This is a genomic window from Mesorhizobium sp. M1182 (assembly GCF_040318335.1).
GTDB lineage: Bacteria > Pseudomonadota > Alphaproteobacteria > Rhizobiales > Rhizobiaceae > Mesorhizobium.
Genome location: NZ_JAMYMD010000001.1, coordinates 405,321 through 429,668, shown reverse-complemented (window position 1 = coordinate 429,668; position 24,348 = coordinate 405,321). Strand labels below are relative to the sequence as shown.

Below are 24,348 nucleotides of genomic sequence, written 5' to 3'. Positions count from 1 at the left end.
TCAGGCTCTGCCCTTCAGGAACTCGATCACCATTGCCGCGGTCCAGGTGAAGCGATTGCCGCCGAGCGGCTCGCCGTTGAGGGGATCGTAATATTCGGCAAAACCGCTCTCGGCGATCAGCTCGAGACTGGATTGCGTGATGCGTTGTGCGATTTGGCTGTGGCCGGCGACGGCAAGGCCGTCGGCGATCATGTAGTTGACCACCAGCCAGACCGGGCCGCGCCAGTAGCGCTTTGGGTCGAAGCGCCCATCCTCAGGATCGTGCGACGGGACGATGCAACGCGTTTTGCCGGCGATGCGCTCGATCGTTGCAGCGATGGTCGCTGCCCGGCTTTCCGGGATGGCCGAAAATACCGACAGAATGCCGCCGACCGACGCGCTGTCAACATGCTTTCCGGCCACTCGGTCGAAACAAATGTACTGGCCATGCGCGTCGCTCCACAGCCGTTCCATTGCCGAAAGCCCCTTTTCGGCACGGGCGCGATTGGCTTCTGCGATTTCGGTTTCGCCAAGTGCCTCGGCGAGATCGGCAAGGTCGGCGGCGGAACGGATCAGGATGGCGTTGAAGCCGGGATCGACGACCTGGAATGGCGAGGCATCGTGCAGCCGGGCATTGTCCCAGCCAAGCCCGCGGAAATGCTGCAACAGCCAGACATAGCGGTCATACTGTGCCTTGGTTGGACGATGCGCCGGATCGGCGTGCAGGATGTCGCGGCGGGTGTAGGGCTCGACGCCTTCGGTCGGCACGCGCTCGAACGCCTCGTCCCAGTCGATCGAGTTGTCGCGACCGGACTCCCATGGGTGGATTATGGCGACCAGCCCTTCGCCGTCCGGGTCGCGATTTTCGTAGAACCAGCGGTGCCAGGCATCGATTTTCGGCAACAGTGCGCGGGCGCGCTCGGCCGCCGGGGTCTTGTCCTTGGCCTGGTCGAACAAGCGGCGCACGGCAAAGCCGGCGACCGCCGGCTGGGTGATGCCGGAGGTGGCAGTCGGGCGATTGGTTCGCCAGACCTCCGGCCCGGGGAAATTGCCGTCGCTCCAGACATGGAAGACGATGTGCGGCACCATGCCGTCTGGCCATTGGTGGGCGAACAGCGTGTCGATCTCGGTCCAGGCGCGCGCCTCGTCATAGTGGGCAAGGCCGAGCGCGGTCAGGCAGGAATCCCAGTTCCACTGAAACGGGTAGAGGCCCTTGGTCGGTATGGTGTAGGTGCCTTGGTCATTTTCCCTGAGCACCTCGACGGCGCGGGCGATGGTTTCGTCGACAGCAAGAGATATCATCGGGCGTTCGTACTTTCAGAATCGAAGGGGATCAAAGGGCGTTGGTGGTTTCGGGATCGAACCAGCGGATGCGATCGGGTTTGGGCGAAAGCCGCAAGTGATCGCCGACGGCGACCGTGGCATTCGATTCGAGGATGGCGCGGAACAGGCCGCCCTCGACGCCGCAGGTGACCAGCGTGTGCGGTCCGAGCGGCTCGACAACGCGCACGGTGGCGTTAATACCTTCGTTGCCGGCGTCTACATCCTCGGGGCGAATGGCGAATTCTATCGTCTGCTTGTCCGATTTGGGGCCGGGCAGCGTCAGCCCGGCGACGGTCCAACTGCCGTCGGCCGTCTTCGTCGCCGGGATGAAATTCATCGGCGGGTTGCCGATGAAGGAGCCGACGAAGCGGGCCGCCGGATTGCGGTAGACCTCTACCGGCGAGGCGGCCTGGACGATACGGCCCTGATGCATGACGGCGATGCGGTCGGCAAGGCTCATCGCCTCGACCTGGTCGTGGGTAACGTAGATGGTGGTGGTCTTGGACGCCGCGAGCACACCTTTGAGCTCGGCGCGCATTTCGAGCCGCAGCAGCGCGTCCAGGTTGGACAGCGGCTCGTCCATCAAGATCACGTCAGGCTCCATCGCCAGGGCGCGGGCCACAGCCACGCGTTGGCGCTGACCGCCGGAAAGCTGGCCCGAATAGCGCTTCAAAAGCTGTTCGATATGCATTAGCTCGGCGGTGCGGTTGACGCGCCCGTCGACCTCCTGCTGCGGCAGCTTCTTCATGCGCAGGCCGAAGGCGATATTCTCGAATACCGTCAGGTGCGGAAACACGGCGTAATTCTGGAACACCATAGCGATGCCGCGTTCGCGCGGCGGCAGATGGTCGACGCGACGGCCGCCGATCCAGACCTCGCCCTGGCTTGGCGTTTCCAGCCCGGCGACGATCCTCAGCAGCGTGGTCTTGCCGCAACCCGAGGCGCCGAGCAGCACCATGAATTCCTGGTCGGCGATGGTCAGGTCGATCGAATGCAGCGCGGTGAAGCCGCCGAAACGTTTTGCCACCTGCTTGATGACGATCTCAGCCATCGGCGTTCTCTTTTGTGCGCGTCATCGATTGGCGATCCCCCACATGGCGAACAGATATTTGCGGACGGCAAAAATGAAGATCAGTGCCGGGATAACCAAGGCAGCACCGCCGGTGAATTTGAGGTAGAGCGGCGATTCGCCAAGGCTCTGCAGCAGGAAGGCGGTCAGCGTCCGGTTCTCGATGGTGAGCACGGCGGCGGCAAACACCTCGTTCCAGGAGATGGTGAAGGCAAACACCGCGGACGCCGCGATGCCCGGCAGCGCCAGCGGCAGAATGACTTTTCGGAATGCCTGCAATCTCGTGCAGCCGAGCGTCCAGGCCGCCTCCTCCAGCTCGACGGGAATGCCGGAGAACAGCGAGAAAGTGATCAGCACCGCAAACGGCAGCGCCAGCGTGGTGTGGACCAGCGCCAGCCCGATCGCGGTGTCGTCGAGGCCGGTGCGGATGAACATCACCGCCAGCGGCAGCGCCAGCAGCGGCAGCGGGAAGGCGCGGGTCATCAGCACGAGGAAACGGAACGTTTCCTTGCCCGGGAAATCGAAGCGCGACAGTGCGTAGCCGGCCGGTGCGCCGAAGCCGATCGAGAGGATCATCGTCAGCGTGGCGACGAGCACGGAGTTCCACAGCGCCTTGGCGATGCCGGCGAAATTGATGAAGAAAGCAAAGCTGCCGAAATCGAATGACGGGAAGAAGCGCTTGGGAAAGGCGGTCACCTCTTCCGGCGACGACAGCGCGTTGACGATCAGCAGATAGATCGGCAGCAGCACCCAGACGCAAAGCAGGATGACGGTGGCGACCAGCAGCCAGTTGCCGGCTTTGCGGGCCTCAGGCGCGGCGATCGAGATCTCCGCGACAGTGCTCATATCCGCGCCTCCTTCGGCACACGCAGCACACGCAGGAAGAACAGTGTGAAACCGATCGAGATGGCGAGGATGAACAGCGCCATGGCGGCGGCGACATTGTGGTCCTGCAGCGTGAACTGCCAATTGTAGGTCTCGCCCATCAGCACCGGCAGATTGGTGCCGCCGAGTGCTGCAACCACGGCAAAGACCTCAAAGGCAAGGATGACGCGCAGGATGATCGCCGTCTGCAGGCTTGGGCGCAGCAGAGGCAGCGTGATCTTGATGAAGCGCTTCCACGGGCTAGCGCCAAAAACCTCCGCCGCCTCGTAGTATTCCCGGGGGATCAGCCCCATGCCGGCGACCAGAATGACCATCATGATGGCGGTCGCGCGCCAGATCTCGGCCAGCGCCACGGCGATGAAGATCGTCAGCTTGCTCTGGTGCCGAGGAACATGACCGGGCTGTCGATGACGCCGAGATTGGAGAGCAAGGTGTTCAGGAAGCCGGACTGGTCGAAGATGGCGAGCCAGATCAGCCCGGCGGCCAGATCGGAGATGCCGAGCGGAATGGCGAAGATATAAAGCGCGGCGCTGCGTCCGGTTTCGAGCCGCGACACCGCGGTTGCCATCAGCAGTGCCATGACCAACTGAATCGGGACGACGACGACGCTCAGCAGTAGCGTATTGCGGACAGTGACCGGAAACTTCCAGCTGCCCGCCATGGTGCGGAAATTGTCGAGCGTAAAGCCGCCGTCGCGGGTGAACGCCTCGAAGGCGACCAACACGAACGGGTAGAGGAAGAAGACGCAGAGGAACAGCGCCGCCGGTGTCAGCAGCAGATAGGGCAGGGCCTTGCTGTGCATGGAGCGCTCTCTATTCGAAGCTTCAAAAGGGGTGGGCGCCCGGCGCGCTGGAAATCCGGACGCCCGGGAGGATTCTTAATCGACCGGGCAGGCGCCTTGCGAGGGCTTGTCGGGCGCCCAGCACGGCGCCTTGGCCTCTTCGATGATCGCTTTCAGCGCCGTCGCCTGTTCGTCGAGCACGCCGTGCACATCCTCGCCGCCGAGCACGATGCGCTCGAAGCTGTCGGTGTAGATCTGATTGAACTTGCCGCCGAGGCCGCCAAGTCCCATCGGCAGCAGCGCCGGCAACGCATCGGGAGCTCCGGTCATGGTGGCGATCACTGGGCTGAAGGCCTTCACCGAGGCCGGCATGTCGTCGGGCAGCTTGACGTCGACGATCGGGAAGAAGTTTGTCGCCTTCAGCGTCGCGATCTGGGTTTCCGGTTTCAGCATATAGGCGACCAGCGCCTTGGCCTTGTCCATGTCAGGCGAGGTCTTCGGGATAGCGACACCGGCCACCACCGGCATGTAGCCGCGGCCTGCCGGGCCAGCCGGCGCCGGGAAGGCGACAAACTCGTCGGGTTTCTGGTTGAAGGCGTCGGCGAGGCGCGCCACGTGATCGAATGCCACCCAGACTTCGCCGGTCAGCAGCGGCTCCTGCATGAAGGCATAGTTGGTCGAATTCGGGTTGGTGTATTGCCACAATTCCTTGAACTTGTTCCACGCCGTCTCGGCCTCCGCCGAGCGGAACTTCGTCACCATCGAGCCGGTATACGATGGAAGGAGAAAACCCTCGAAGAAACGGTGCTTCAGCCCTTTCGGGCCGGCCGGAAAACCGAATTTGGGCGAACCAGTCTTTTCAGCGATGTTTTTCGCCCACTCGATCAGTTGGTCATAAGTGATGGTGTTGAGATCGGTGCCGGCCGGCAGATATTGCAGCGCCTGTTTGTTGGCCGCCATCAGAAAGGTGGCCTGCATCCATGGCAGGTACTTCTGCTCGCCGGTGCCGAGCATGCCGAGCTTCTTGTAGGTCTCGTTGACCTTGACACCACCGAGATCGACGCCAGAGAGATCGACAAGGTTCGCGCCGACGGTGGAGAAGTCTCCGTGCAGGCCGCCGAGCACGCCTATGGTGCCGGCGCCGGCCTGCAGTTCGGCCTGAAGGCGGGTGAGCCAGGGCCCGTCCTCGGCGACCTGATAGTCGACCTGGCCGTCAAACCCCTTCAGCACTTCGCTGCGCATCTTCTGTGTCTCTTCCACTGGTCGCGCCTGTGTCGACCAGAACAACACCTGCTGGGCTTGTGCTGCGCCGGCAGCAAGCGACAACGCCAGCACCGCACCTGCCAATGTCCTCAACGCATTCATCGTCGTCTTCCTCCCTGGTTGTGCGCCGCTAAGGCGTCAGTTCCGTCCTGTGGGTGCCGGGCCATGGCTTGCCCGCGAGACAAGTGTCGGCCGGACCAGCCGCGTCAGTGGCGCGTCCGGCCTGTCGCCGATGACGGTCAGCAGCATCTCGCCGATCTCGCGCGCGCACCGGCGGATCGAGGCGTCGAAAGTCGTCAGCCCCGGCGGCGCATAGGCGGAGGCGGCTATGTTGTCGAAGCCGATTACCGAAAGGTCGCGAGGAATGGCAAGTCCGGCGCGCCCCGCCTCTTCCATCACAGTCAGCGCCAGCTCGTCGAACAGCGCGACAATCGCCGTCGGCCGCTCGGTGGCGTGCAGAAGCCGGTTGATTGCCTGGATGCGGGCACCGCGATCGAAACGCGGCGCCGTTGCCACATCGAGCCTGACGGACGGATCGCCCCGGCGGGCGATCGCGGCGGCGAGCCCGTCCTGTCTGAGATGGCGAAATGTCATCGGCTCGGAAATCGTCACCAGGCCGAAATGGCGGTGTCCGAGATCGTAGAGCATGTCGAAGGCCTCGCCGAATGCGTGCGCGCCATCGGTATCGAGCCAATGGTAGGCAAAGTCGCCGTCGAGCAGCCGGCCGTGCGCGACGAACGGGAAATTGCGGTGACGCAGATAGGCAAGCCGCTCGTCGACCTCGGCGATGCGGGTGACGACGACGCCGTCGGCGCGCCCGGATTCGACGACATGGCGAAGCACGGAAAGTTCCGACTGGCCTTGCGCTGCTGCGGCCAGGATCAGGTCGGAGCCGTGCGAAACCAGCCCTTCGCCCAATCCGGTGACGAATTCGCCGAGGAAGGAATCGACCAGATTGGGACCGCGGATCGGCAGTACCATGCCGACGAAGCCGCTTCGGCCGGAGACCAGCGTGCGGGCTGCGGTGTTCGGCACGTAGCCGGCCTGGCGCGCGGCCTCGGTGACACGTTGGCGCGTTTTCAAGGCAATTTGCTCGTGACCGGCAAGGGCGCGCGAAACGGTCGTGATCGACAGGCCGAGCTGCGCAGCAAGTTCCTTGAGGGTGGTAACGCGGGCCGGCATCGTTCCTCCCGAACGAAGTTTGAAACGTTTGTAATCAGTTCAAGCGAAATTGCAAACGTTTTAAATGGCGCGCGGTCGGTGTTGTTTCTTGCCCGTTGGTTAGCGCGGCCCTATTCGGCCGGCCGGCAAGCTCCTGGCCGGAGATTTAAACGCAGCGGTTGCTTGACTCGGGCGATGCGTTGTGAAAAATTTTGCAGCAACTGATAAAAATATCAAAGGGCGGAAATGGTTGGTTTTGGCAACGGCCTGCTGCGCGATGATGAGACAGGCATGGCAGCCCGTGCCGCCTGGCTTCACTATGCCGGCGGCCTGACCCAGTCGGAAGTCGCCAAGCGGCTCGGCCTGACCAGCCTCAAGGCGCATCGCCTGATCACCAAGGCCAATCAGGAAGGCCTGGTCAAAGTCTACATCGACGGCGAAGTCTCAGAATGCGTGGAGCTTGAGGATGAGTTGTCCGGGCGGTACGGCCTCGACTACTGCGAGGTGGTTCCGGACTTCGATGCCGAAGACCTGCCGCTCAAGGCGCTCGGCATTGCTGGCGCGCAGTTTCTCAAGCGCGAGATCGAACGCGGCGAAGAGGCGCTGATTGGCGTCGGCCACGGCCGCACGCTTGCCGCCTGCGTGGAATATCTGCCGCGCATATCGGCCGGCAGGATCCGTTTCGTCTCGCTGCTTGGCGGCCTGACGCGCAAGTTCTCGGCCAATCCGCATGACGTCATCCACCGCGTCGCCGAGCGGACTGGTGCGGAGGCCTATGTGATGCCCGTACCGATGTTCGCCAACACGGTCGAGGATCGAACAGTGTTGCTCGGGCAGAAAGGCGTCAGCGATGTCTTCGACCTCGCCAAGTCCGCCGACTTGCTCATCGCCGGCATCGGCACCGCCGAACGTGAGGCCTCGCTTGTCGCCACCGGTATGATCGAGAAGGGCGAGATGGAGGAGATCCGCCGCAACGGCGGTGTCGGCGAACTGCTCGGCCATTTCTTCGACGATGCCGGAAAGGCCGTTGCGACGACGCTTTCCGACCGGGCGCTGGCACTGGCGCGCGAAGAGATCAGCAACCGCAGGATTGTCGCCGTCGCCGGCGGCAAGGTGAAGGTTCGCGCCATCAAGTCAGTGCTGGAGGGCCGTTATCTCAAAGGCTTGATAACCGACGAGCGGACGGCGCGATCGCTCGTGGAACAGACGCCGGTCGGGTAGCCGGCAACCATTTCGTTGAAACTACCCTGTGGAGGAGAAGAGAAATGCATGAGAAAGAGAAAGACCTCATCGACGCATTCCTGCGTGGACAAGTCGACCGCCGTGGGCTGATCAAGGGCCTCGGTGCAATGGGCCTTGCCGCCAGCACCGCCGGCACACTGCTCAATTTCGGGCAGACCCGCGCCCTGGCGGCTGATTTCGACTGGCAGGCGCATAAGGGCAAGACCATCAAGCTGCTGCTCAACAAGCATCCTTACGCCGATGCGATGATTGCCAACCTCGACAATTTCAAGAAGCTGACCGGCATGGAAGTCGTCTATGACGTGTTCCCCGAAGACGTCTATTTCGACAAGGTTACCGCCGCGCTGTCGGCCAGCTCGCCCGAATACGATGCCTTCATGACCGGCGCCTACATGACCTGGACCTACGGTCCGGCCGGCTGGATCACCGACCTCAACGAATGGATCAAGGATCCGGCCAAGACCAACCCGAAATATGCCTGGGACGACTTTCTGCCGGGCGTCAAGAACTCCTGCGCCTGGAACGGCCAGCCGGGCGGCGCGCTCGGTTCGGCGGACGCCAAGCAATGGTGCATTCCGTGGGGCTTCGAGCAGAACAACATCACCTACAACAAGGGCATGTTCGACAAGGTCGGCGTCAGCGTTCCCGGCAATATGGATGAGATGGTCGCTACGGCGGCGAAGCTCACCAAGGACGTCGGTGGCGGCGTCTACGGCATCGGCGTGCGCGGCTCGCGCTCCTGGGCGACGATCCACCCGGGATTCCTGTCGGCTTACGCCAATTTCGACCAGAAGGACCTGAACGTCTCGGCTGACGGCAAGCTGTCGGCCGCGATGAACACCGCCGAATCCAAGGCTTTCCACAAGCAGTGGGTCCAGATGATCCAGGAGAGCGGCCCGAAGGACTGGTCGACCTACACCTGGTACCAGGTCGGCACCGATCTCGGTGCAGGTGCTTCGGCGATGATTTACGACGCCGACATCCTTGGCTACTTCATGAATGGCGGCGACAACAAGATGGCCGGCAAGCTCGCATTTTCGGCATTCAAGGCCAATCCTGCCGCCAAGGCGCCGACGCCCAATATCTGGATCTGGTCGCTGTCGATGTCCAACTTCTCCAAGGACAAGGACGCCACCTGGTACTTCATGCAATGGGCATCCGGACCCGAGCATGCATTGTTCGGTGCGACCAAGATGGACTTCGTCAATCCGGTTCGTCAGTCGGTCTGGAACGACGAGATGTTCCGCGAGAAGCTGAACAAGAGCTATCCGGGTTATGTCGAGATGTTCGACGTCTCGGCGCCGGGCGCCAGCATCAAGTTCACCCCGCAGCCGCTGTTCTTCGATCTCACCACCGAATGGGCGGCGACGCTGCAGAAGATGGTGGCCAAGGAAGTGCCGGTCGACGAGGGCCTCGACAAGCTGGCCGAGAGCATCAACAGCCAGCTCAAGGAAGCCGGGCTCGGCTAAGCCGCGGCCAAGGCTGGCCCGTCCGCGGGCCAGCCTTTGAGATGTGATACGTTTGCGACGCGGTCCCGAAAGGTGCCGCCTGCTCGCCCGACCGGCCGCCTTGCTCCCTTGGGCGGCCGGGACGGCGAAGCAACAGGATGACGGAGCAGCCGATGACTGCGGCGACAATACAAAGAAACAGGCCGTCGGGCTTCAGGATCAGCAAGCGGGTGCTGCCCTATCTCCTCAGCCTGCCGGCTCTGCTGGTCTGCATCGGCATCCTGATCCCGTTCCTGACGTCGGTGGTCTATTCGTTCCAGCGCTACCGGTTGAGCCAACCCTGGGCGCGGCAGTTCAACTGGGGCGACAACTATATCTCCTTCTTCACCGACCCGAAGTTCTGGAACACGCTGGAGATATCGCTGCTCTACGCCGGCATCACCGTTGTGCTTGAACTGCTTCTCGGTCTCGGCATCGCCAAGCTGCTGCAAAAGCGCTCGACGCTGAACAACTTCATCTCGATCATGCTGCTGATGCCGCTGATGACGGCGCCGGCGCTCGCCGCGCTGATGTGGAAGCTGATGACCAATCCCGGTTTCGGCGTGCTCAGCTATCTCGCCAGCCTGATCGGGTTGCAGGATTTCCGCTGGGCCTCGTCTCCGTCGACGGCGCTGCTCACCGTCGTGCTCGTCGACATTTGGGTCTACACCCCCTTCATCATGATCCTGCTGCTTGCAGGCCTGCGCAGCCTGCCGACGCAGCCCTTCGAGGCGGCAGCACTCGACGGCGTGCCACGCAGCTTCGTCTTCTTCCGCATCACACTGCCGATGCTGACCCCCTACATCCTGACGGCGACCCTGTTCCGCCTGCTTGATTCCATCCAGCAGTTCGACATCATCTACGCCATGACGCAGGGCGGTCCGGGCGACACGCTGACCGTGTTCCAGGTCGAGGCCTATCTCAATTTCTTCCAGTCGACCAATGTCGGCCGCTCGGCGGCACTGATGATCATCCTGTGGGCGATCACCTATTTCCTCTCGAACATTTTCATCAAGAACTGGCTGCGGCTGCGCGAACGCGCCCGCGGCCAGGCATAGGAGGCTGGCGTGGAACACACCTCGCTTCTCGAACGCATCCTGCGCGGCATTGCCCTGGCGCTGGTCGTGATCTTCTTCATGTTCCCGATCGTCTGGATCCTGATGATGTCGTTCCAGACCAACGAGACAATCCTGCGGATTCCGCCGCAGCTTGTCTTCGAGCCGACGCTCGCCAACTACACTGCCTTGATCACCGGCAAGCTGATGACGGCGGCCGGCACGCTCGACATCGCCTTCATGCGCAACCTCTGGAATTCCGTCTTCCTGTCGGTCACCTCGGTTGCCGTCGCGTTGCTGCTCGGCGTTCCGGCGGCCTACGCCTTTGCGCGGCACAAATTCCGCGGCTCGGAGGACATTGCCTTTACGCTGCTGTCGTTCCGGTTTGCGCCGGCGCTGCTGGTGCTCCTGCCGCTCACCCTCTATTTCCAGAAGCTCGGGCTGGCCAACACCTATATCGGGCTGATCTGGGTCTATCAGTTGATCTGCCTGCCGTTGATCCTGTGGATCGTGCGCGGCTATTTCGAGGACATTCCCGCCGACATCGAATACGCCTACCGCATTGCCGGACATTCCTGGTTTGCCACCTTCCGCAAGATCGCGCTGCCGCTCGCCGGCCCAGGCATTGCCGCTGCCGGTCTGCTCGCCTTCATCTTTGCCTGGAACAATTTCGTTTTTGCGCTGGTGCTCGCCTCGGCCGACAAGCAGCCGGTGACGGTCGGCGCGCTCGCCTTCATCACCTCCTCGGGCATCCAGTATGGCCAGATCTCGGCGGCGATCGTGCTGTCGATCACGCCAACGCTGGCGCTCGCGCTCTATGCGCAACGCTATCTCGTCGAAGGCCTGTCGCTTGGCGCGGTGAAAGGATAGTCCGATGGCAAGCCTCGAACTGCGAAACATCGTCAAGCGCTATAAAAGCCAGACTGTTCTCGACAATCTGTCGCTGACCGTCGCCGACGGCGAAACGCTGGTCCTGTTCGGGCCGTCCGGCGCCGGCAAGACCGTTCTGCTGCGGCTGGTGGCCGGCGTCATCGACCCTGACGAGGGAAAGATACTCATCGGCGGCGAGGACATGACCGATCTCGACGCCGAGTTCCGCGGCGTCGGCATGGCATTTCAGAACTTCGCGCTGTTCCCGCATATGACGGCGTTCGATAACATTGCGACGCCGCTGCAGGCGAAGCACTCATCGCAAGGCACGATAAAGACCGGCGTCGAGAGCGTCGCCAAGCTGTTGAAAATCGGCCATGTGCTCAGCCACAAGCCGCGGGCGCTGTCCAATGGCCAGAAGCAACGCACCGCGCTTGCCCGCGCCCTGGTCGGCTCGCCGCCGCTGCTGCTGCTCGATGATCCCTTGCGCAACGTCGATGCCAAATTGCGCTTCGAAATGCGGCTGGAACTGCCAAGACTGCTGGCGGATCGTGGCGCGACCGTCATCTATGTCACCCAGGACTACAAGGAAGCGATGGCGCTCGGCGACCGCATCGCGGTGATGTCGCAGGGCGTCGTCAAACAGCTCGGCACGCCCGAGCAGATCTATCGCGAGCCGGCCAACGTCGAGATTGCCCGGCTGTTCGGCGACCCGACCATCAACCTTCTGGACGTCAAGCCGGCGCGGGACGCCAAGGGCATCTATGTCGGCCTGTCCAACGTCCAGGTCCATCTTGCCGGCGCGCATGAGGCGGCGGTCGGCCGCGACTGCGCGATCGGGCTGCGGCCGGAGGCGCTGGTGTTTGTCGATGAACGCACGCTCGGCGCCATCCCGGTGACGGTCGAGGCCGAGACGCCGCTCAACGAGAAGATCGTCACGCTGGTGCGCACCGTGCGCGGCCGTGAAATCCTGGTTTCGCGTCCGTCCGGGACACCGGGCCAATCCGAGGGCAAGGTCTACATCGCCGTCGACAGCAAAAGCGCCCTGCTGTTCGATCGCACAAGCGGCGAGCGCATCGGCTCGAAAAACGTCGTCAATTTGCGCAGCGGAGAAGCGGCATGAGCCCGACCGCAATCACCATTTCGGGCGTCGACAAGTTCTACGGTCCGATCGACCGTGGCGTACACGCCGTCAAGAACCTGACGATGGAAATCGCCAAGGGCGAGATCGTGGCGCTGCTCGGCTCGTCCGGCTGCGGCAAGACCTCGACATTGCGCATGATCGCAGGCTTCGAAGAGGTCTCGCGCGGCAGCATCTCGGTTGCCGGCCGCAAGGTGCACATGCTGCCGCCGGTCAGGCGCAACGTCGCAATGGCCTTCGAGGGCTATTCGCTCTACCCGCCGCTGACCGTGCGCGAGAACATGGCCTTCGCTCTCAAGGCTGCCAGGCTGGCGAAGAGCGCGGTCGATGCAAAGGTTGCCAACATCGCCAAGCTGCTCGAGATCGGGGACATTCTCGAGCGCTATCCGAGCTCGATCTCCGGCGGCCAGCAGCAGCGCGCCAGCCTTGGCCGGGCGCTGATCCGCGAGGCCGACCTGCATCTGCTGGACGAGCCGATGGGCCAGCTCGAGCCGCAGCTTCGCGCCGTGCTGCGCGGCCGCATCAAGCATTTCATCAAGGAGCGTGGCCTGACCGCGATCCTGGTCACCCACGACCAGACCGAGGCCAACGCGCTTGCCGACCGCATTGCCGTCATGGAGGGCGGCGTGCTGCAGCAGTTCGATACGCCTGACAGGCTCAAGGAGCGGCCGGCAAACCTGTTCACCGGCACCTTCGTTGGCGAGCCGCCGATGAATGTCTTCGAGGCCTATGTCGGCACGGCTGCCGGCAAGATCAGTCTCAAGCTGCCCGACGGGCTTTCGCTCGACTACGACAAGGATGCGTTCAGCGGCCCGGTTCGCGACGAATTGCTCAACCGGCAGCGCGTCGTCATCGGCGTCAGGCCCTATGCGGTCCGCCGCTCGAAGGATGGTGTGCCGGCGACGGTTTCGGCCAATCAATGGCTCGGCGACCAGACCCATATCGCCGCCGATTTCGCCGGCGGTTCGCTGGTCCTGGTCGAACATGACCGAACCCGCTTGGAGCTTGGCGCGCCGATCAAGATCAGCATCGATCCGAAAAACCTTCACGTCTTCGATCAGGCGAGCGGCAATGCCATTTCGCACGGCACGGAGCTGGCTTGATGCAGGATGTGCTGATCGGCATCGACGCCGGCACGTCTGTCATAAAATCCGTCGCCTTTGACACGGCGGGCAGGCAGATCGCGTCCGCCGCGCTGCCCAATAAATACGAGACACTGCCGGGCGGCGGCGCCGAGCAGGACCTGACACGCACCTGGGCCGATACCGCGACGACCTTGTGCGAGCTTGCCGACAAGGTGCCGGATCTCGCCAGCCGGACCATTGCCATCGCCGTGACCGGGCAGGGCGACGGTACCTGGCTGATCGACAAGGATGGCGAGCCGGTTGCCAAGGGCTGGCTGTGGCTCGACGCGCGCGCTGCCGCGGTCGTCGAGGAGATCCGCGCGCGGCCGGAGGACCGGCTGCGCTTCGAAAAGACCGGCAGCGGGCTCGCTGCCTGCCAGCAGGGATCGCAGTTCGTGTTCATGAAGCGCCACATGCCCGCGATGCTTGCCAATGCAGCGACGGCGTTCCACTGCAAGGACTGGCTCTATTTCAAGCTGACCGGCCACCGCGCCACCGACCCGTCCGAGGGCACCTTCACCTTCGGCGACTTCCGCACGCGCGGCTATTGCGATGATGTGCTCGAGGTACTCGGCGTCACCGATCTCCGGCATCTGTTGCCGCCCATCGTCGATGGCACCAGGCAAAGCACCTCGCTGTCGGCGGCAGCAGCCGATGCGACCGGCCTGCTCGCCGGCACACCGGTCGTTCTGGCCTATGTCGATGTCGCCTGCACGGCGCTCGGCGCCGGCCTGTTCGATCGCGAACGCAAGCCGGGATGCTCGATCATCGGCTCCACCGGAATGCATATGCGGCTTGCCGAAACGCCGGACGAGGTTCTGCTCAACGAGGCTGCAACCGGCTACACGATGACGATGCCGGCACCCGGCGTCTTTGCGCAGATGCAGTCGAACATGGCGGCAACGCTCAATATCGACTGGGTCCTTGGCCTCGCCTCCGGCATTCTCGCCTCGCAAGGTATTACGCGGACCAATGGTGAGATGATCGCGCTGGTCGACCAGTGGATATCGTCGTCCGAGCCAGGCTCGCTGCTCTACCAGCCCTATGTCTCGGAGGCCGGCGAGCGCGGGCCGTTCGTCGATGCCAATGCCAGGGCCGGCTTCATCGGCATTTCGTCCAGGCACGGCTATGCCGACATAGTCCGCGCGGTGTTCGAGGGGCTGGCTTTCGCGGCACGCGATTGCTACGCCGCCATGGGCCCCCTGCCCAAGGAAATCCGCCTGACCGGCGGAGCGGCCAGGAGCTCGGCTCTGCGCAAGATCCTGGGTGCTGCGGTCGGCGCCGACATTCGCACCAGCGAGCGCGAGGAGGCCGGTGCTGCGGGCGCCGCAATGATTGCTGCGGTCTGCGTCGGCCAATACGCATCGATGGACGATTGCGTCAGCGAATGGGTCACGCCTTTGCTCCGTACGGCCGAACCCAGCGATCGGAAACTTGCCGCTGCCTATGAGGCGATGGCTCCGTCCTACACATTGGCGCATGAGGCGCTGCGGCCGGTCTGGCGCTCGATGGCCGCGTCCAGGCAAACCGACGTGAATTGAGAAGAGCATGCCCAAGAAAATTGCGATCATCGGCGACCGCTTCATGCTTCCGGAAGTGTTTCGCGAGAAAATCGAGGCGGCCTGCGGCGACAATCTCGACATCCGCAGCATTGAGACCGCTTGGCCCGACGAGCCGATGCAATTCGGCAATGCCGCACTTGGTCTGGACAAGGTCAAGGAGTATTTCGGCGATCCCGACGAGGTGGTGGATTTCATCGGCGACGCCGAAATCTTCGTCACCCAGCTTGCGCCGCTCTCCGAAAGCATGATGCAGCGCCTGCCCACGCTCAAGCTGGTTGCGGTCTCGCGCGGCGGACCGATCAACATCGACATGGCCGCCGCCAAGGCCCACGGCATCACCGTGGTCAATGTGCCCGGCCGCAACGCCAGCGCCGTGGCCGAGTTCACCATCGGCGCCATTCTCGCCGAAACGCGGCTGATCCGCGTCGGCCACGAAGCCTTGCGCAAGGGCGAGTGGCGCGGCGATCTCTACCGCGCCGACCGTACCGGCCGCGAGCTCAACGAAATGACCGTCGGCGTCATCGGCTACGGCAATATCGGCACCAGGCTGGTTCGGCTGCTGCGCGCCTTCGGCTGCCGCATCCTGGTCTGCGATCCCTATGTGCAATTGAGCGCCGAGGACCGCAATGCCGGCGTCGAGCTGGTTGCGCTGGACGATCTGCTGTCGCGCTCCGATGTGGTCACGCTGCACTCCCGGGTCACCGAAGAGACGCGCGGTCTGATCGCCAAGGACGCCATCGCCCGGATGAAACCCGGCGTGATCTTCGTCAATACCGCGCGCGGACCGCTGGTCGACTACGATGCGCTCTACGAGGCGCTCGTCTCGGGACACATCGGCAGTGCTATGCTGGAGACGTTCGCCGTCGAGCCAGTGCCTGCCGACTGGCCGCTATTGCAGCTGCCGAACGTGACACTGACGCCGCATATCGCCGGCGCGTCGGTACGCACCGTGACCTACGCGGCCGAGCAGGCGGCCGAGGAAGTGCGCCGCTTCATCGCCGGTCTGCCTCCGGTCAATCCATGCTGACGACAGGGCATAGAGCGAGATGAGCGGTGAAACCGAAATCGTCGACCTCTTCGTCATCGGCGGCGGCGTCAATGGCGCCGGGATCGCGCGCGATGCGGCAGGCCGGGGCCTGTCGGTCATTCTTTGCGAAAAAGACGATCTCGCCGAGGGCACCAGTTCGCGATCGGGAAAGCTCGTTCATGGCGGTTTGCGCTATCTCGAATATTACGAGTTCCGCCTGGTGCGGGAGGCGCTGATCGAACGCGAGGTGCTGCTCGAATCCGCGCCGCACATCATCTGGCCGATGCGCTTCGTGCTGCCACACAGCCCCGATGACCGGCCGGCCTGGCTGGTCCGGCTCGGCCTGTTCCTTTACGACCATCTCGGCGGCCGCAAGCGGCTGCCGGCCACGCGTACGCTCGACCTGCGCACCGCGCCCGAAGGCGCGCCGATCAAGGACGCCTTCAAGCGCGGCTTCGAATATTCTGACTGTTGGGTCGATGACGCTCGCCTGGTCGTCATCGACGCGCTCGACGCCGCTGAGCGCGGAGCCAGGATATTCACCCGCACCGCCTGCACAGCCGCCCGTCGCGAAAACGGCCTGTGGTCGGTGGAGATGCGCGACGGTCGAACCGGCGTCAGGACCACAGTCCGCGCACGGGCGCTGATCAACGCCGCCGGACCCTGGGTCAACGACGTCATCAACCGCGTCGCCGGCCAGAATTCCAGGCGCAACGTGCGCCTGGTCAAGGGCAGCCACATCGTTGTGCCGAAATTCTGGGAAGGGCGGCAGGCCTATCTCGTCCAAAACAGCGACAAGCGCGTGATCTTCATCAATCCCTACCAGGACGATCTGGCGCTGATCGGTACCACCGACATTCCCTATGACGGGCGGCCGGAGGACGTGACCGCCGATGCCAGCGAGATCGATTACCTGATCAAGGCAGTCAATCGCTACTTCAAGCGCCAGCTTGCGCGCAGCGACGTAGTCTACTCGTTTTCCGGCGTCAGGCCGCTCTATGACGACAATGCCGACAATCCGAGCGCGGTGACCCGCGATTACATATTCGAACTCGACGCACCGGCTGGGCAGGCGCCGCTGCTTTCGGTCTTCGGCGGCAAGATCACCACCTTCCGCAAATTGGCCGAGCACGCGCTCGACCGTATCGCCCCGTTCTTTCCGAAAATGGGCAAGCCGTGGACCTCGAAAGGGCACCTGCCGGGCGGCGATATCGCCAATGCCGATTTCGAGCAGTTTCTGGGCGACCTCGGCCATGAATTTCCCTGGATGCCGGCATCGCTGGTCAAGCATTACGGCAGGCTCTACGGCACAAGGACGCGCGATCTGGTCGGCGCGGCCACCTCGCTCGCCGAACTGGGCCGGCGCTTCGGCAAGGATTTTTTCGAGCGCGAAGCCAATTACCTGTTCGAGCATGAATGGGCCGAGACCGCCGCCGATATTCTCGAAAGGCGCACCAAGCACGGCCTGCATCTGTCCGCCGCGGAAAGAACCGCCTTCGAGGACTGGTGCTCGAGCCGGCTGGCAAAGGCCGGCTGATGGCCTTTACGCTTTCGCTCAACACCAATCCGCTGGTCAACCGCTTTGCGGAGCCGGACGACCTGATCGACGCGATCGCCTATCAGATCGGTATCAGGGACGTCCAACTCACCCATGAATTCGTCAATCCCGGCTGGCCGGCGGCGACGATCGCCAAATTCGTCCGCCTGTTCCGCTCCGCGCTCAACCGCACCGGTGTGCGCGTGACCTCCGCGATGACCGGCCCTTACGGCCGGCTCAATCATTTCGGCCATCCCGATGCCGACGTGCGGCGCTACTACGTCGACTGGTTCAAGACCTTTTCAGAAGTTTCGGCCGAGCTCGGCGCCGCGGGCATGGGCACGCAATTCGCGATCTTCACCCACCGGGATTACGACAATCCTGAACGTCGCGCGCGGCTTTTCGACATCGCGCTGGAATGCTGGCGCGAGGTCGCCGAGCATGCCAAAGCAGCCGGCTTGACCTACCTGTTCTGGGAGCCGATGTCGGTCGGCCGCGAATTCGGCCATACGATCGAAAGCTGCCGGGCACTGCAGCGCGAGATCGAAGCGGCCGGCATGGCCGTCCCGTTCAAGATGATGGTCGACATCGACCATGGCGACGTGACCTCGAGCAATCCGGCGGACACCGACCCTTATGCCTGGGCCGAAGCCTTTCCCAGGCAATCGCCGATCATCCACGTCAAGCAGTCGTCGATGAACAAGGGCGGCCATTGGCCGTTCACTGCGACCTACAACAACGACGGCCGTATCACGCCGGAAAAGCTCCTTCAGACGGTGCGTCGCGGCGGCGGCGTCGACAACGAGATCTGCCTCGAATTGTCGTTCCGCGAACGCGAACCCGTCGACCACCAGGTCATCGCCATGATCCGCGAGTCGGTCGACTACTGGGCACCCTTTATCGAGACCGGCCGGGCCGATCTCTTGCCGCGAGCATGATCGGATGAGCAGGAGCTGAGGCAGCTCCTGCTCAGAGCCGGAATACGTCAGCCAAATTTCGGATCGAGGCTTCCGGACTTGTAGCGCTTGGCCATTTCCGACAGCGGCAGCGGCTTGATCTTCGGTGCGTTGCCGGCGGTGCCGAATTGCTCGAAGCGCTCCTTGCACAGCTTCCGCATCGCGGCCATTGCCGGCGTCAGATATTTGCGCGGATCGAATTCGCTCGGGTTCTCGGTCAGCACCTTGCGGATTGCGCCGGTCAGCGCCATGCGGTTGTCGGTATCGATATTGATCTTGCGCACCCCGTGCTTGATGCCGCGCTGGATCTCTTCGACCGGCACGCCCCATGTCGGCTTCATCTGGCCGCCATATTTGTTGATGATCTCCTGCAACTCCTCCGGCACCGAGGACGAGCCGTGCATGACGAGATGCATACTCGGCAGACGGCGGTGGATTTCCTCGATGACGTTCATGGCCAGTACAGCGCCGTCCGGCTTGCGGCTGAACTTGTAGGCGCCGTGGCTGGTGCCCATGGCGACGGCCAGCGCATCGACACGGGTGTCGCGCACGAATTGTTCGGCCTGCACCGGATCGGTCAGCAGCTGGTCGTGGCTGATGACGCCCTCGACGCCATGGCCGTCTTCCTGCTCGCCGCCGCCCATCTCAAGCGATCCAAGCACGCCGATCTCGCCTTCCACCGAGACGCCGCCCCAATGCGCCATGTCGACGACGCGGCGGGTGATGCCGGAATTATAGGCGTAGTCGGCCGGCGTCTTGCCGTCTTCCCTCAGCGATCCGTCCATCATCACGGAGGTGAAGCCGTGCTGGATCGCGGTGACGCAGGTCGCTTCGTTGTTGCCATGGTCGAGATGCATGCAGACCGGGATATCGGGATGGATTTCGACCAGCGCGTCGATCAGCTTGGCCAGCACCACATCGTTGGCGTAGGCTCGGGCGCCGCGGCTCGCCTGCAGGATAACCGGCGATTTGGTCTCCTCGGCTGCCTCCATGATGGCGAGGCCCTGTTCCATATTGTTCATGTTGAAGGCAGGCACGCCATAGCCGTATTCGGCGGCATGATCGAGCAATTGTCTCAGTGTGATGCGAGCCACTCAGTAGTCTCCCGTATCCGGTTTCGAGCCAGTGTTTGCGGGCCGTTCGGTTGTCGTCGAGCCCCTGATGCTTCTGGCCGGATTTCCGCGGCACCGCAACCGCTGGGCGCTCGGCCGGCAGCAATTCTTGTTACAGGACGCGACCAGAAGCGTCATGATATCCCATAGAGATATAACATTATCACAAAAATTTGGTGGCTTGTGCGACGTTTGGTGTTATATCTCGGAACCGGATTGCACGAGGAAGCCGCGGAAATGAAGAGCGACGGCCGTCGGCAAGGCATCATGGATTTTCTGATGGACATCGGCACCGCCAGTGTCGACGATCTTGCCTCACGCTTCGGCGTGTCAAAGATGACTGTCCACCGCGACCTCGACGAGCTCGAGGAAAGCGGCTTCCTGCGCAAGGTGCGCGGCGGCGCCTCGATCCAGCCGAGCAGCCTTTTCGAGAGCGATTTCCGCTACCGCCAGCGGCTGGCCGGCGACGAGAAGAAGCGCATCGCCGCCGCTGCCGTGACGATGATCGAACCGGGTCAGACGGTGATCATCGACGATGGCTCAACCGCGGGCGGCGTTGCTCGGCATCTTGCCGATCTGCGTCCGCTGACGGTGATCTCGAACAATCTGGCCGTCATCCAGGATTTGGCGGGCGTTGCCGGCATCAACCTGATTGCGCTCGGCGGCCAATACAACAAGAAGTTTCACGGCTTCTTCGGCCTGCTCGCCGAGGACACGCTGAAATCATTGCGCGCCGATGTCGCGTTCCTGTCGTCATCGGCCATCCATGGTGCCTCTGCCTTTCACCAGGATCAGGAAGTGGTCCAGACCAAACGGCTGATGATGGCCGCAGCAGCGCGCAAATATCTGCTGGTCGATCATGGGAAATTCGGCCGCACTGCCTTGCACTTCCTGACAGATCTCAAGGCCTTTGACACGGTCTTCACCGGCCGCGAGCCGCAGCCGCAGATGCGCGCCGCGCTGGATGGTGCCGGCGTTTCGCTGACAGTGATCGCAGAATAGGAGGGCACGTATGGTTTATTGGGTCGGCACCAGCTGGAAAATGAACAAGACGCTCGCCGAGGCGATGGCTTTCGCCGAGGCGCTGGCGGAGTTCGTCCCCGGTTTCGACGAGCGCATCCAGCCTTTCGTCATCCCGCCCTTCACGGCGATCCGCGAGGTCAAGAAAGCGCTGTCGCCGACGCGCATCAAGGTCGGCGCGCAGAACATGCATTGGGCCGACGCCGGCGCCTGGACCGGCGAGATCTCGCCGGTCATGCTGAAAGACTGCGGCCTCGACATGGTCGAGCTCGGCCACAGCGAACGGCGCGAGCATTTCGGCGAGACCGACAACGCCGTCGGTCTGAAGACTGCGGCGGCGGTGAAGCACGGTCTCGTGCCACTCATCTGCGTCGGCGAGACCCTGGCTCAACGCGACAGCGGGCAGGCCGCTGCGGTGCTGGCCTTGCAGGTGCACGGCGCGCTGCAGTTTCTCGAAGGCGCGGCGAAGGCGGCGACGATCCTGTTTGCCTATGAGCCCGTCTGGGCGATCGGCGACAAGGGCGTGCCGGCCAGTTCGGACTATGCCGACAGGCAGCAGGCGCTAATCAAGAAAATCGCACGCGACCTGCTGCCGGTGGTGCCGCCGGTGCTTTATGGCGGCAGCGTCAATCCGCAAAATGCCGCCGAACTGGTCGGCCAGCCCAACATCGACGGCTTGTTCATCGGCCGCTCGGCCTGGCAGGCGGACGGCTATATCGACATCCTCAAGCGCGCCTCGGCGGCGATCTGAATCACCAAACAGGAAGGAAACGGAACATGAAAATTGCCATTGGAGCTGATAGCGCCGGCAAGCCGCTGCTCGACGTCATTGCCGCTCACCTCGCTACCAAGCCCGGCCTCACGGTTAGCGACCTCAGCCAGTCGGGCTACTATGCCGACCTGTCACAGAAGCTCGCGCAGACCATCCTGGACGGCGAAAACGATCGCGGCATCCTGTTTTGCGGCACCGGCATCGGCGTATCCATATCCGCCAACAAGGTGCCCGGCATTCGCGCCGCACTCACCCACGACACCTATTCGGCCGAGCGCGCGGCAAAATCCAACAACGCCCAGATCATCACCATGGGCGCCCGCGTCATCGGCCCGGAACTGGCCAAGTCGATCGTCGATGCATGGCTTGCATCGGAATTCGATGAGAAGGGACCGTCGGCCGGCAATGTCCAGGCGATCGACAGGCTCGACGCGGCGAAGCGGGGTTAAGCCAGACTGTTCCACATCGCTCTGATAATCGTCACGGCCGATGCGGCGCCGGGGTCCATATGCCCGAGCGAGCGCTCGCCGAGCCGCGATGAGCGGCCCTTGGCGGCGATCATGTCCTTGGTCGCCTCGGCACCTCGTTCGGCCGCTGCAAGTGCAGCCTCCAGGCTCTCGGACAGGCTCTTGCCGGCTTCCTGCGCGGCACCCGCTGCTTGCGCAGCCGGCAGCCAGGCGTCGACCATGGTCTTTTCGCCGAGCTCGGCCTTGCCGCGATCCTGGATGCCTTGCGCCATCGCCCGGAGCATGGCGATGGTGTCAGCGTCCTCCAGAATTGCCTTGCCTTTGACGGCGGCGGCACCGCGCATGAAGGCGGTCGCATAGAGCGGGCCTGACGAGGCGCCGACCGCGTTGAGGAAGGATTTCGCCGCAGTGTTGAGCAGCGCCGTCGGCTCGGTCGCCGCGAGGTCGAGTTGCGCTAGTGCATCGCGCGCAGCTGTGAAGCCTAGTGCCATGGCGATGCCATGGTCGGCGTCGCCGATGACGCCGTCGAGTTGGCAGAGCCTGTCCTTGTCGGCGTCGATCGCCGCCGCGATCTCATCGAACATTCTTTTCAAGCCGACTGAATCGATCGAGGTCATGATGCTTTCTCAGCCGGCGCGGAACATGGCGCCGTCGCAAGGATGGTCGAGCATCGCCTGCAACTCGCCGTCGAGATGCATCAGCGTCACCGAGGCGCCGGCCATTTCGAGCGAGGTGCAGTAATTGCCGACCCAGGTCGCATGGACGGAAATACCGACGTCATCCAGCCTCTGCTTGACGCGTCGGTTCATGATGTAGAGCTCCATCAACGGCGTTGAGCCGAGCGAATTGACCAGAACGGCGACCTTATCGCCGCGCGCCGGCGCCATCTCGTCGAGGACCTTGTCCAGCATTTCGTCGGTGATCTCGTCGGCCGTTTTCAACTTTCCGCGCGCGATGCCTGGCTCGCCATGGATGCCCATGCCAATCTCCATCTCGTCCGGTCCGATCTCGAAATTGGGCCGGCGGGTCTGCGGCAGCGAGCAGGGCAACAGCGCCACGCCCATGGTGAAGGTGTGATGGTTGGCCTTCCTGGCGATACGCTCGCATTCATCGAATGACAGCATCTGGTCGCATGCGGCACCGGCGGCCTTGAAGATGAAGAAATTGCCGGCGACGCCGCGCCGCTTCTGCCTCTGGTCGCGCGGCGCCGAGGCGACATCGTCGGTGGTCAGCACGGTGCGCACCTCGATGTCGTCCATTGCCGCCATTTCGGCGGCCATGTCGAAGTTCATCACGTCGCCGGCATAGTTGCCGTACATGAACAGCACGCCGGCGCCACCGCTGGCCGCCTTGGCGCATTCGAGGATCGGGTCCGGCGGCGGCGAGGCGAAGACATTGCCGATCGCGGCGGCGTCGGCCAGCCCCTTGCCGACGAAGCCGAGGAAGGTCGGCTCGTGGCCCGAGCCGCCACCGATGACGAGACCGACCTTGCCTGGGCGCGGTCCGTCGCGGGCGATAATGGCGCGCGGACTGCCGTCCGCGCTTCTGAGATGGCGCGGATGCGCGGCCAGGATGCCCTCCAGCATCTCGTCGACGGAGCGGTTACCGTCATTGATGATCTTCTTGGTCTGCACCGGCATCCTCCCTGGTTTTCGTGAGATACTACAGCGCCTTACCGGGATTTCCACCCGGCGGTGGAGGTTTCACGCCGCGATGTGTTCGCGTGCCGCCAGCAGTTGCACGCAGGCACTGGCCGCCTCTTTGCCTTTGACCCTGAAATGCTCGAAGAAGAAGCGGTGATGGTCCGCGCTATCATGGTAGTTGTGCGGCGTCAGCACCGCCGAAAGCACCGGCACGCCAGTCGACAATTGCACATTCATCATGCCGTCGATGACCGCGCTTGCAACAAACTCGTGCCGGTAGATGCCGCCATTGACGACGAACGCGGCGCCGAGGATAGCGGCATAGCGGCCGGTCACGGCAAGCGTCTTTGCATGCAGGGGAATCTCATAAGCGCCAGGCACATCGAAGACATCGACGGCAAAGCGTTTCTCTCCGAGAACCGCCAGTTCCGCCTCGAATGCTTCAACGCATTGGTCGACGATATCGGCATGCCAACGCGCGCGAATGACGGCAACGCGGATCGCTTCATAGTCGTTGTGGGAATGCTGATTCATGGGTCCATCCTTCCGTTTCGAACCAGAATCAGGACGCACGATACGGAGTCCGAACCGCGAAAGCGGACCGTCTTCCATTTCGTTCTCTTCCATCCGGACTGTGACCGTCGGCTCCGGAATCACACCGGATCTGCTGACCTCTCCGGCTAACCGGAAAGCGCTCGCGGGCTTGGGCCGAGACCCTTACCGCCGGTGGGGACTTTCACCCCGCCCTGAGAACATTGACGGCGTTTGTATGGAAGGGTCGGAAAGCGCTGTCAACCACCTGCGTCGTCGTCGATGGCGCAGAAATAGCGATCCGTTTCGACCTGGTCACCGTTGAGGGCGAGGGAGGAGAG

At 63.2% G+C, this 24,348-nt stretch carries 22 protein-coding genes, 1 pseudogene and 1 riboswitch; of the genes and pseudogenes, 13 read left to right on the top strand and 10 right to left on the bottom strand.

What is annotated here, in order from left to right:
* The 6 genes and pseudogenes from NKH33_RS01960 to NKH33_RS01935 all read right to left on the bottom strand — a co-directional run bounded on the left by NKH33_RS01960 (position 1) and on the right by NKH33_RS01935 (position 6,482).
* Positions 1–1,281 (bottom strand): amylo-alpha-1,6-glucosidase, encoded by a 1,281-nt coding sequence (locus NKH33_RS01960; protein WP_352918067.1) that lies wholly within the window; start codon positions 1,279–1,281, stop codon positions 1–3.
* A 31-nt stretch (positions 1,282–1,312) separates the two neighbouring features.
* Positions 1,313–2,353 (bottom strand): ABC transporter ATP-binding protein, encoded by a 1,041-nt coding sequence (locus NKH33_RS01955; protein WP_352542239.1) that lies wholly within the window; start codon positions 2,351–2,353, stop codon positions 1,313–1,315.
* A gap of 21 nt (positions 2,354–2,374) precedes the next feature.
* On the bottom strand, positions 2,375–3,217 hold the full coding sequence (locus tag NKH33_RS01950; RefSeq protein WP_352542238.1) for a carbohydrate ABC transporter permease: 843 nt from the start codon (positions 3,215–3,217) through the stop codon (positions 2,375–2,377).
* Positions 3,214–4,058: pseudogene (locus tag NKH33_RS01945) on the bottom strand (carbohydrate ABC transporter permease). The gene NKH33_RS01950 and the pseudogene NKH33_RS01945 overlap by 4 nt, the downstream one beginning before the upstream one ends.
* A 75-nt stretch (positions 4,059–4,133) precedes the next feature.
* Positions 4,134–5,402 (bottom strand): ABC transporter substrate-binding protein, encoded by a 1,269-nt coding sequence (locus NKH33_RS01940; protein ID WP_352542236.1) that lies wholly within the window; start codon positions 5,400–5,402, stop codon positions 4,134–4,136.
* Positions 5,403–5,438: 36 nt separating this feature from the next.
* Complete coding sequence (locus tag NKH33_RS01935; RefSeq protein ID WP_352575561.1) at positions 5,439–6,482, bottom strand: LacI family DNA-binding transcriptional regulator; 1,044 nt, start codon at positions 6,480–6,482, stop codon at positions 5,439–5,441.
* 225 nt (positions 6,483–6,707) lie between these two features.
* Here NKH33_RS01935 and NKH33_RS01930 point away from each other — a divergent pair, with 225 nt between their 5' ends.
* From NKH33_RS01930 to NKH33_RS01885, 10 genes are all read left to right on the top strand, one after another.
* Positions 6,708–7,682 (top strand): sugar-binding transcriptional regulator, encoded by a 975-nt coding sequence (locus NKH33_RS01930; RefSeq protein ID WP_352918064.1) that lies wholly within the window; start codon positions 6,708–6,710, stop codon positions 7,680–7,682.
* A gap of 44 nt (positions 7,683–7,726) precedes the next feature.
* A complete protein-coding gene (locus NKH33_RS01925) occupies positions 7,727–9,172 on the top strand; it encodes an ABC transporter substrate-binding protein (protein ID WP_023676027.1) in 1,446 nt (481 codons plus the stop codon).
* 152 nt (positions 9,173–9,324) lie between these two features.
* A complete protein-coding gene (locus NKH33_RS01920) occupies positions 9,325–10,248 on the top strand; it encodes a carbohydrate ABC transporter permease (protein WP_352918062.1) in 924 nt (307 codons plus the stop codon).
* Between the two features lie 9 nt (positions 10,249–10,257).
* Positions 10,258–11,115, top strand: coding sequence for a carbohydrate ABC transporter permease (locus NKH33_RS01915; RefSeq protein WP_023676025.1), 858 nt, complete (start codon positions 10,258–10,260; stop codon positions 11,113–11,115).
* A 4-nt stretch (positions 11,116–11,119) separates the two neighbouring features.
* Positions 11,120–12,238 carry an ABC transporter ATP-binding protein gene (locus NKH33_RS01910; protein WP_352918060.1) on the top strand — a complete coding sequence of 373 codons (1,119 nt, stop codon included), beginning with the start codon at positions 11,120–11,122 and terminating at the stop codon, positions 12,236–12,238.
* Entirely contained in the window at positions 12,235–13,359 is a 1,125-nt protein-coding gene (locus NKH33_RS01905) for an ABC transporter ATP-binding protein (protein ID WP_352918058.1), read from the top strand. The genes NKH33_RS01910 and NKH33_RS01905 overlap by 4 nt, the downstream gene beginning before the upstream one ends.
* Entirely contained in the window at positions 13,359–14,921 is a 1,563-nt protein-coding gene (locus tag NKH33_RS01900; protein ID WP_352918056.1) for an FGGY-family carbohydrate kinase, read from the top strand. The genes NKH33_RS01905 and NKH33_RS01900 overlap by 1 nt, the downstream gene beginning before the upstream one ends.
* A 7-nt stretch (positions 14,922–14,928) precedes the next feature.
* The gene (locus NKH33_RS01895) at positions 14,929–15,969 is read left to right on the top strand and encodes a 2-hydroxyacid dehydrogenase (protein ID WP_352796129.1); all 1,041 of its coding nucleotides are present in this window, start codon (positions 14,929–14,931) and stop codon (positions 15,967–15,969) included.
* Between the two features lie 19 nt (positions 15,970–15,988).
* A complete protein-coding gene (locus tag NKH33_RS01890) occupies positions 15,989–17,506 on the top strand; it encodes a glycerol-3-phosphate dehydrogenase (protein ID WP_352918054.1) in 1,518 nt (505 codons plus the stop codon).
* Entirely contained in the window at positions 17,506–18,444 is a 939-nt protein-coding gene (locus NKH33_RS01885) for a sugar phosphate isomerase/epimerase family protein (protein ID WP_352918100.1), read from the top strand. The genes NKH33_RS01890 and NKH33_RS01885 overlap by 1 nt, the downstream gene beginning before the upstream one ends.
* A 47-nt stretch (positions 18,445–18,491) precedes the next feature.
* Here the strand turns inward: NKH33_RS01885 and fba are convergent, their stop codons facing one another.
* Complete coding sequence (gene fba / locus NKH33_RS01880) at positions 18,492–19,556, bottom strand: class II fructose-bisphosphate aldolase (protein WP_023676018.1); 1,065 nt, start codon at positions 19,554–19,556, stop codon at positions 18,492–18,494.
* A 255-nt stretch (positions 19,557–19,811) separates the two neighbouring features.
* On the opposite strand from fba, the gene NKH33_RS01875 reads away from it, so the two are divergent.
* Genes NKH33_RS01875 through derI form a run of 3 tightly spaced genes read left to right on the top strand, consistent with a single transcriptional unit; the run spans position 19,812 to position 21,815 of the window.
* Positions 19,812–20,576 (top strand): DeoR/GlpR family DNA-binding transcription regulator, encoded by a 765-nt coding sequence (locus tag NKH33_RS01875; protein ID WP_023676017.1) that lies wholly within the window; start codon positions 19,812–19,814, stop codon positions 20,574–20,576.
* A 10-nt stretch (positions 20,577–20,586) separates the two neighbouring features.
* Positions 20,587–21,345 (top strand): triose-phosphate isomerase, encoded by a 759-nt coding sequence (locus tag NKH33_RS01870; protein ID WP_352472271.1) that lies wholly within the window; start codon positions 20,587–20,589, stop codon positions 21,343–21,345.
* A gap of 26 nt (positions 21,346–21,371) precedes the next feature.
* Complete coding sequence (derI, locus tag NKH33_RS01865; protein WP_023676015.1) at positions 21,372–21,815, top strand: D-erythrulose-4-phosphate isomerase; 444 nt, start codon at positions 21,372–21,374, stop codon at positions 21,813–21,815.
* On the opposite strand, the gene dhaL is transcribed toward derI, so the two are convergent.
* From dhaL to NKH33_RS01850, 3 genes are all read right to left on the bottom strand, one after another.
* Entirely contained in the window at positions 21,812–22,450 is a 639-nt protein-coding gene (gene dhaL, locus NKH33_RS01860) for a dihydroxyacetone kinase subunit DhaL (RefSeq protein ID WP_352472272.1), read from the bottom strand. The genes derI and dhaL overlap by 4 nt on opposite strands.
* A 9-nt stretch (positions 22,451–22,459) precedes the next feature.
* Positions 22,460–23,467: a dihydroxyacetone kinase subunit DhaK gene (locus NKH33_RS01855; RefSeq protein WP_352918052.1), complete on the bottom strand. Its 1,008-nt coding sequence runs from the start codon at positions 23,465–23,467 to the stop codon at positions 22,460–22,462.
* Positions 23,468–23,536: 69 nt separating this feature from the next.
* Positions 23,537–24,010: a 6,7-dimethyl-8-ribityllumazine synthase gene (locus NKH33_RS01850; RefSeq protein ID WP_352918050.1), complete on the bottom strand. Its 474-nt coding sequence runs from the start codon at positions 24,008–24,010 to the stop codon at positions 23,537–23,539.
* A 77-nt stretch (positions 24,011–24,087) separates the two neighbouring features.
* A riboswitch (FMN riboswitch) is annotated at positions 24,088–24,234 on the bottom strand.
* Positions 24,235–24,348: the final 114 nt, after the last annotated feature.

Coding starts and splice junctions, on each gene's coding strand:
- NKH33_RS01850 (WP_352918050.1), bottom strand. CDS start 24,010: ATGAATCAGCATTCCCACAACGACTATGAAGCGATCCGCGTTGCCGTC.
- NKH33_RS01895 (WP_352796129.1), top strand. CDS start 14,929: ATGCCCAAGAAAATTGCGATCATCGGCGACCGCTTCATGCTTCCGGAA.
- NKH33_RS01960 (WP_352918067.1), bottom strand. CDS start 1,281: ATGATATCTCTTGCTGTCGACGAAACCATCGCCCGCGCCGTCGAGGTG.
- NKH33_RS01920 (WP_352918062.1), top strand. CDS start 9,325: ATGACTGCGGCGACAATACAAAGAAACAGGCCGTCGGGCTTCAGGATC.
- NKH33_RS01930 (WP_352918064.1), top strand. CDS start 6,708: ATGGTTGGTTTTGGCAACGGCCTGCTGCGCGATGATGAGACAGGCATG.
- NKH33_RS01875 (WP_023676017.1), top strand. CDS start 19,812: ATGAAGAGCGACGGCCGTCGGCAAGGCATCATGGATTTTCTGATGGAC.
- derI (WP_023676015.1), top strand. CDS start 21,372: ATGAAAATTGCCATTGGAGCTGATAGCGCCGGCAAGCCGCTGCTCGAC.
- NKH33_RS01900 (WP_352918056.1), top strand. CDS start 13,359: ATGCAGGATGTGCTGATCGGCATCGACGCCGGCACGTCTGTCATAAAA.
- NKH33_RS01890 (WP_352918054.1), top strand. CDS start 15,989: ATGAGCGGTGAAACCGAAATCGTCGACCTCTTCGTCATCGGCGGCGGC.
- NKH33_RS01950 (WP_352542238.1), bottom strand. CDS start 3,217: ATGAGCACTGTCGCGGAGATCTCGATCGCCGCGCCTGAGGCCCGCAAA.
- dhaL (WP_352472272.1), bottom strand. CDS start 22,450: ATGACCTCGATCGATTCAGTCGGCTTGAAAAGAATGTTCGATGAGATC.
- NKH33_RS01940 (WP_352542236.1), bottom strand. CDS start 5,402: ATGAATGCGTTGAGGACATTGGCAGGTGCGGTGCTGGCGTTGTCGCTT.
- NKH33_RS01905 (WP_352918058.1), top strand. CDS start 12,235: ATGAGCCCGACCGCAATCACCATTTCGGGCGTCGACAAGTTCTACGGT.
- NKH33_RS01925 (WP_023676027.1), top strand. CDS start 7,727: ATGCATGAGAAAGAGAAAGACCTCATCGACGCATTCCTGCGTGGACAA.
- NKH33_RS01910 (WP_352918060.1), top strand. CDS start 11,120: ATGGCAAGCCTCGAACTGCGAAACATCGTCAAGCGCTATAAAAGCCAG.
- NKH33_RS01885 (WP_352918100.1), top strand. CDS start 17,506: ATGGCCTTTACGCTTTCGCTCAACACCAATCCGCTGGTCAACCGCTTT.
- NKH33_RS01935 (WP_352575561.1), bottom strand. CDS start 6,482: ATGCCGGCCCGCGTTACCACCCTCAAGGAACTTGCTGCGCAGCTCGGC.
- NKH33_RS01870 (WP_352472271.1), top strand. CDS start 20,587: ATGGTTTATTGGGTCGGCACCAGCTGGAAAATGAACAAGACGCTCGCC.
- NKH33_RS01955 (WP_352542239.1), bottom strand. CDS start 2,353: ATGGCTGAGATCGTCATCAAGCAGGTGGCAAAACGTTTCGGCGGCTTC.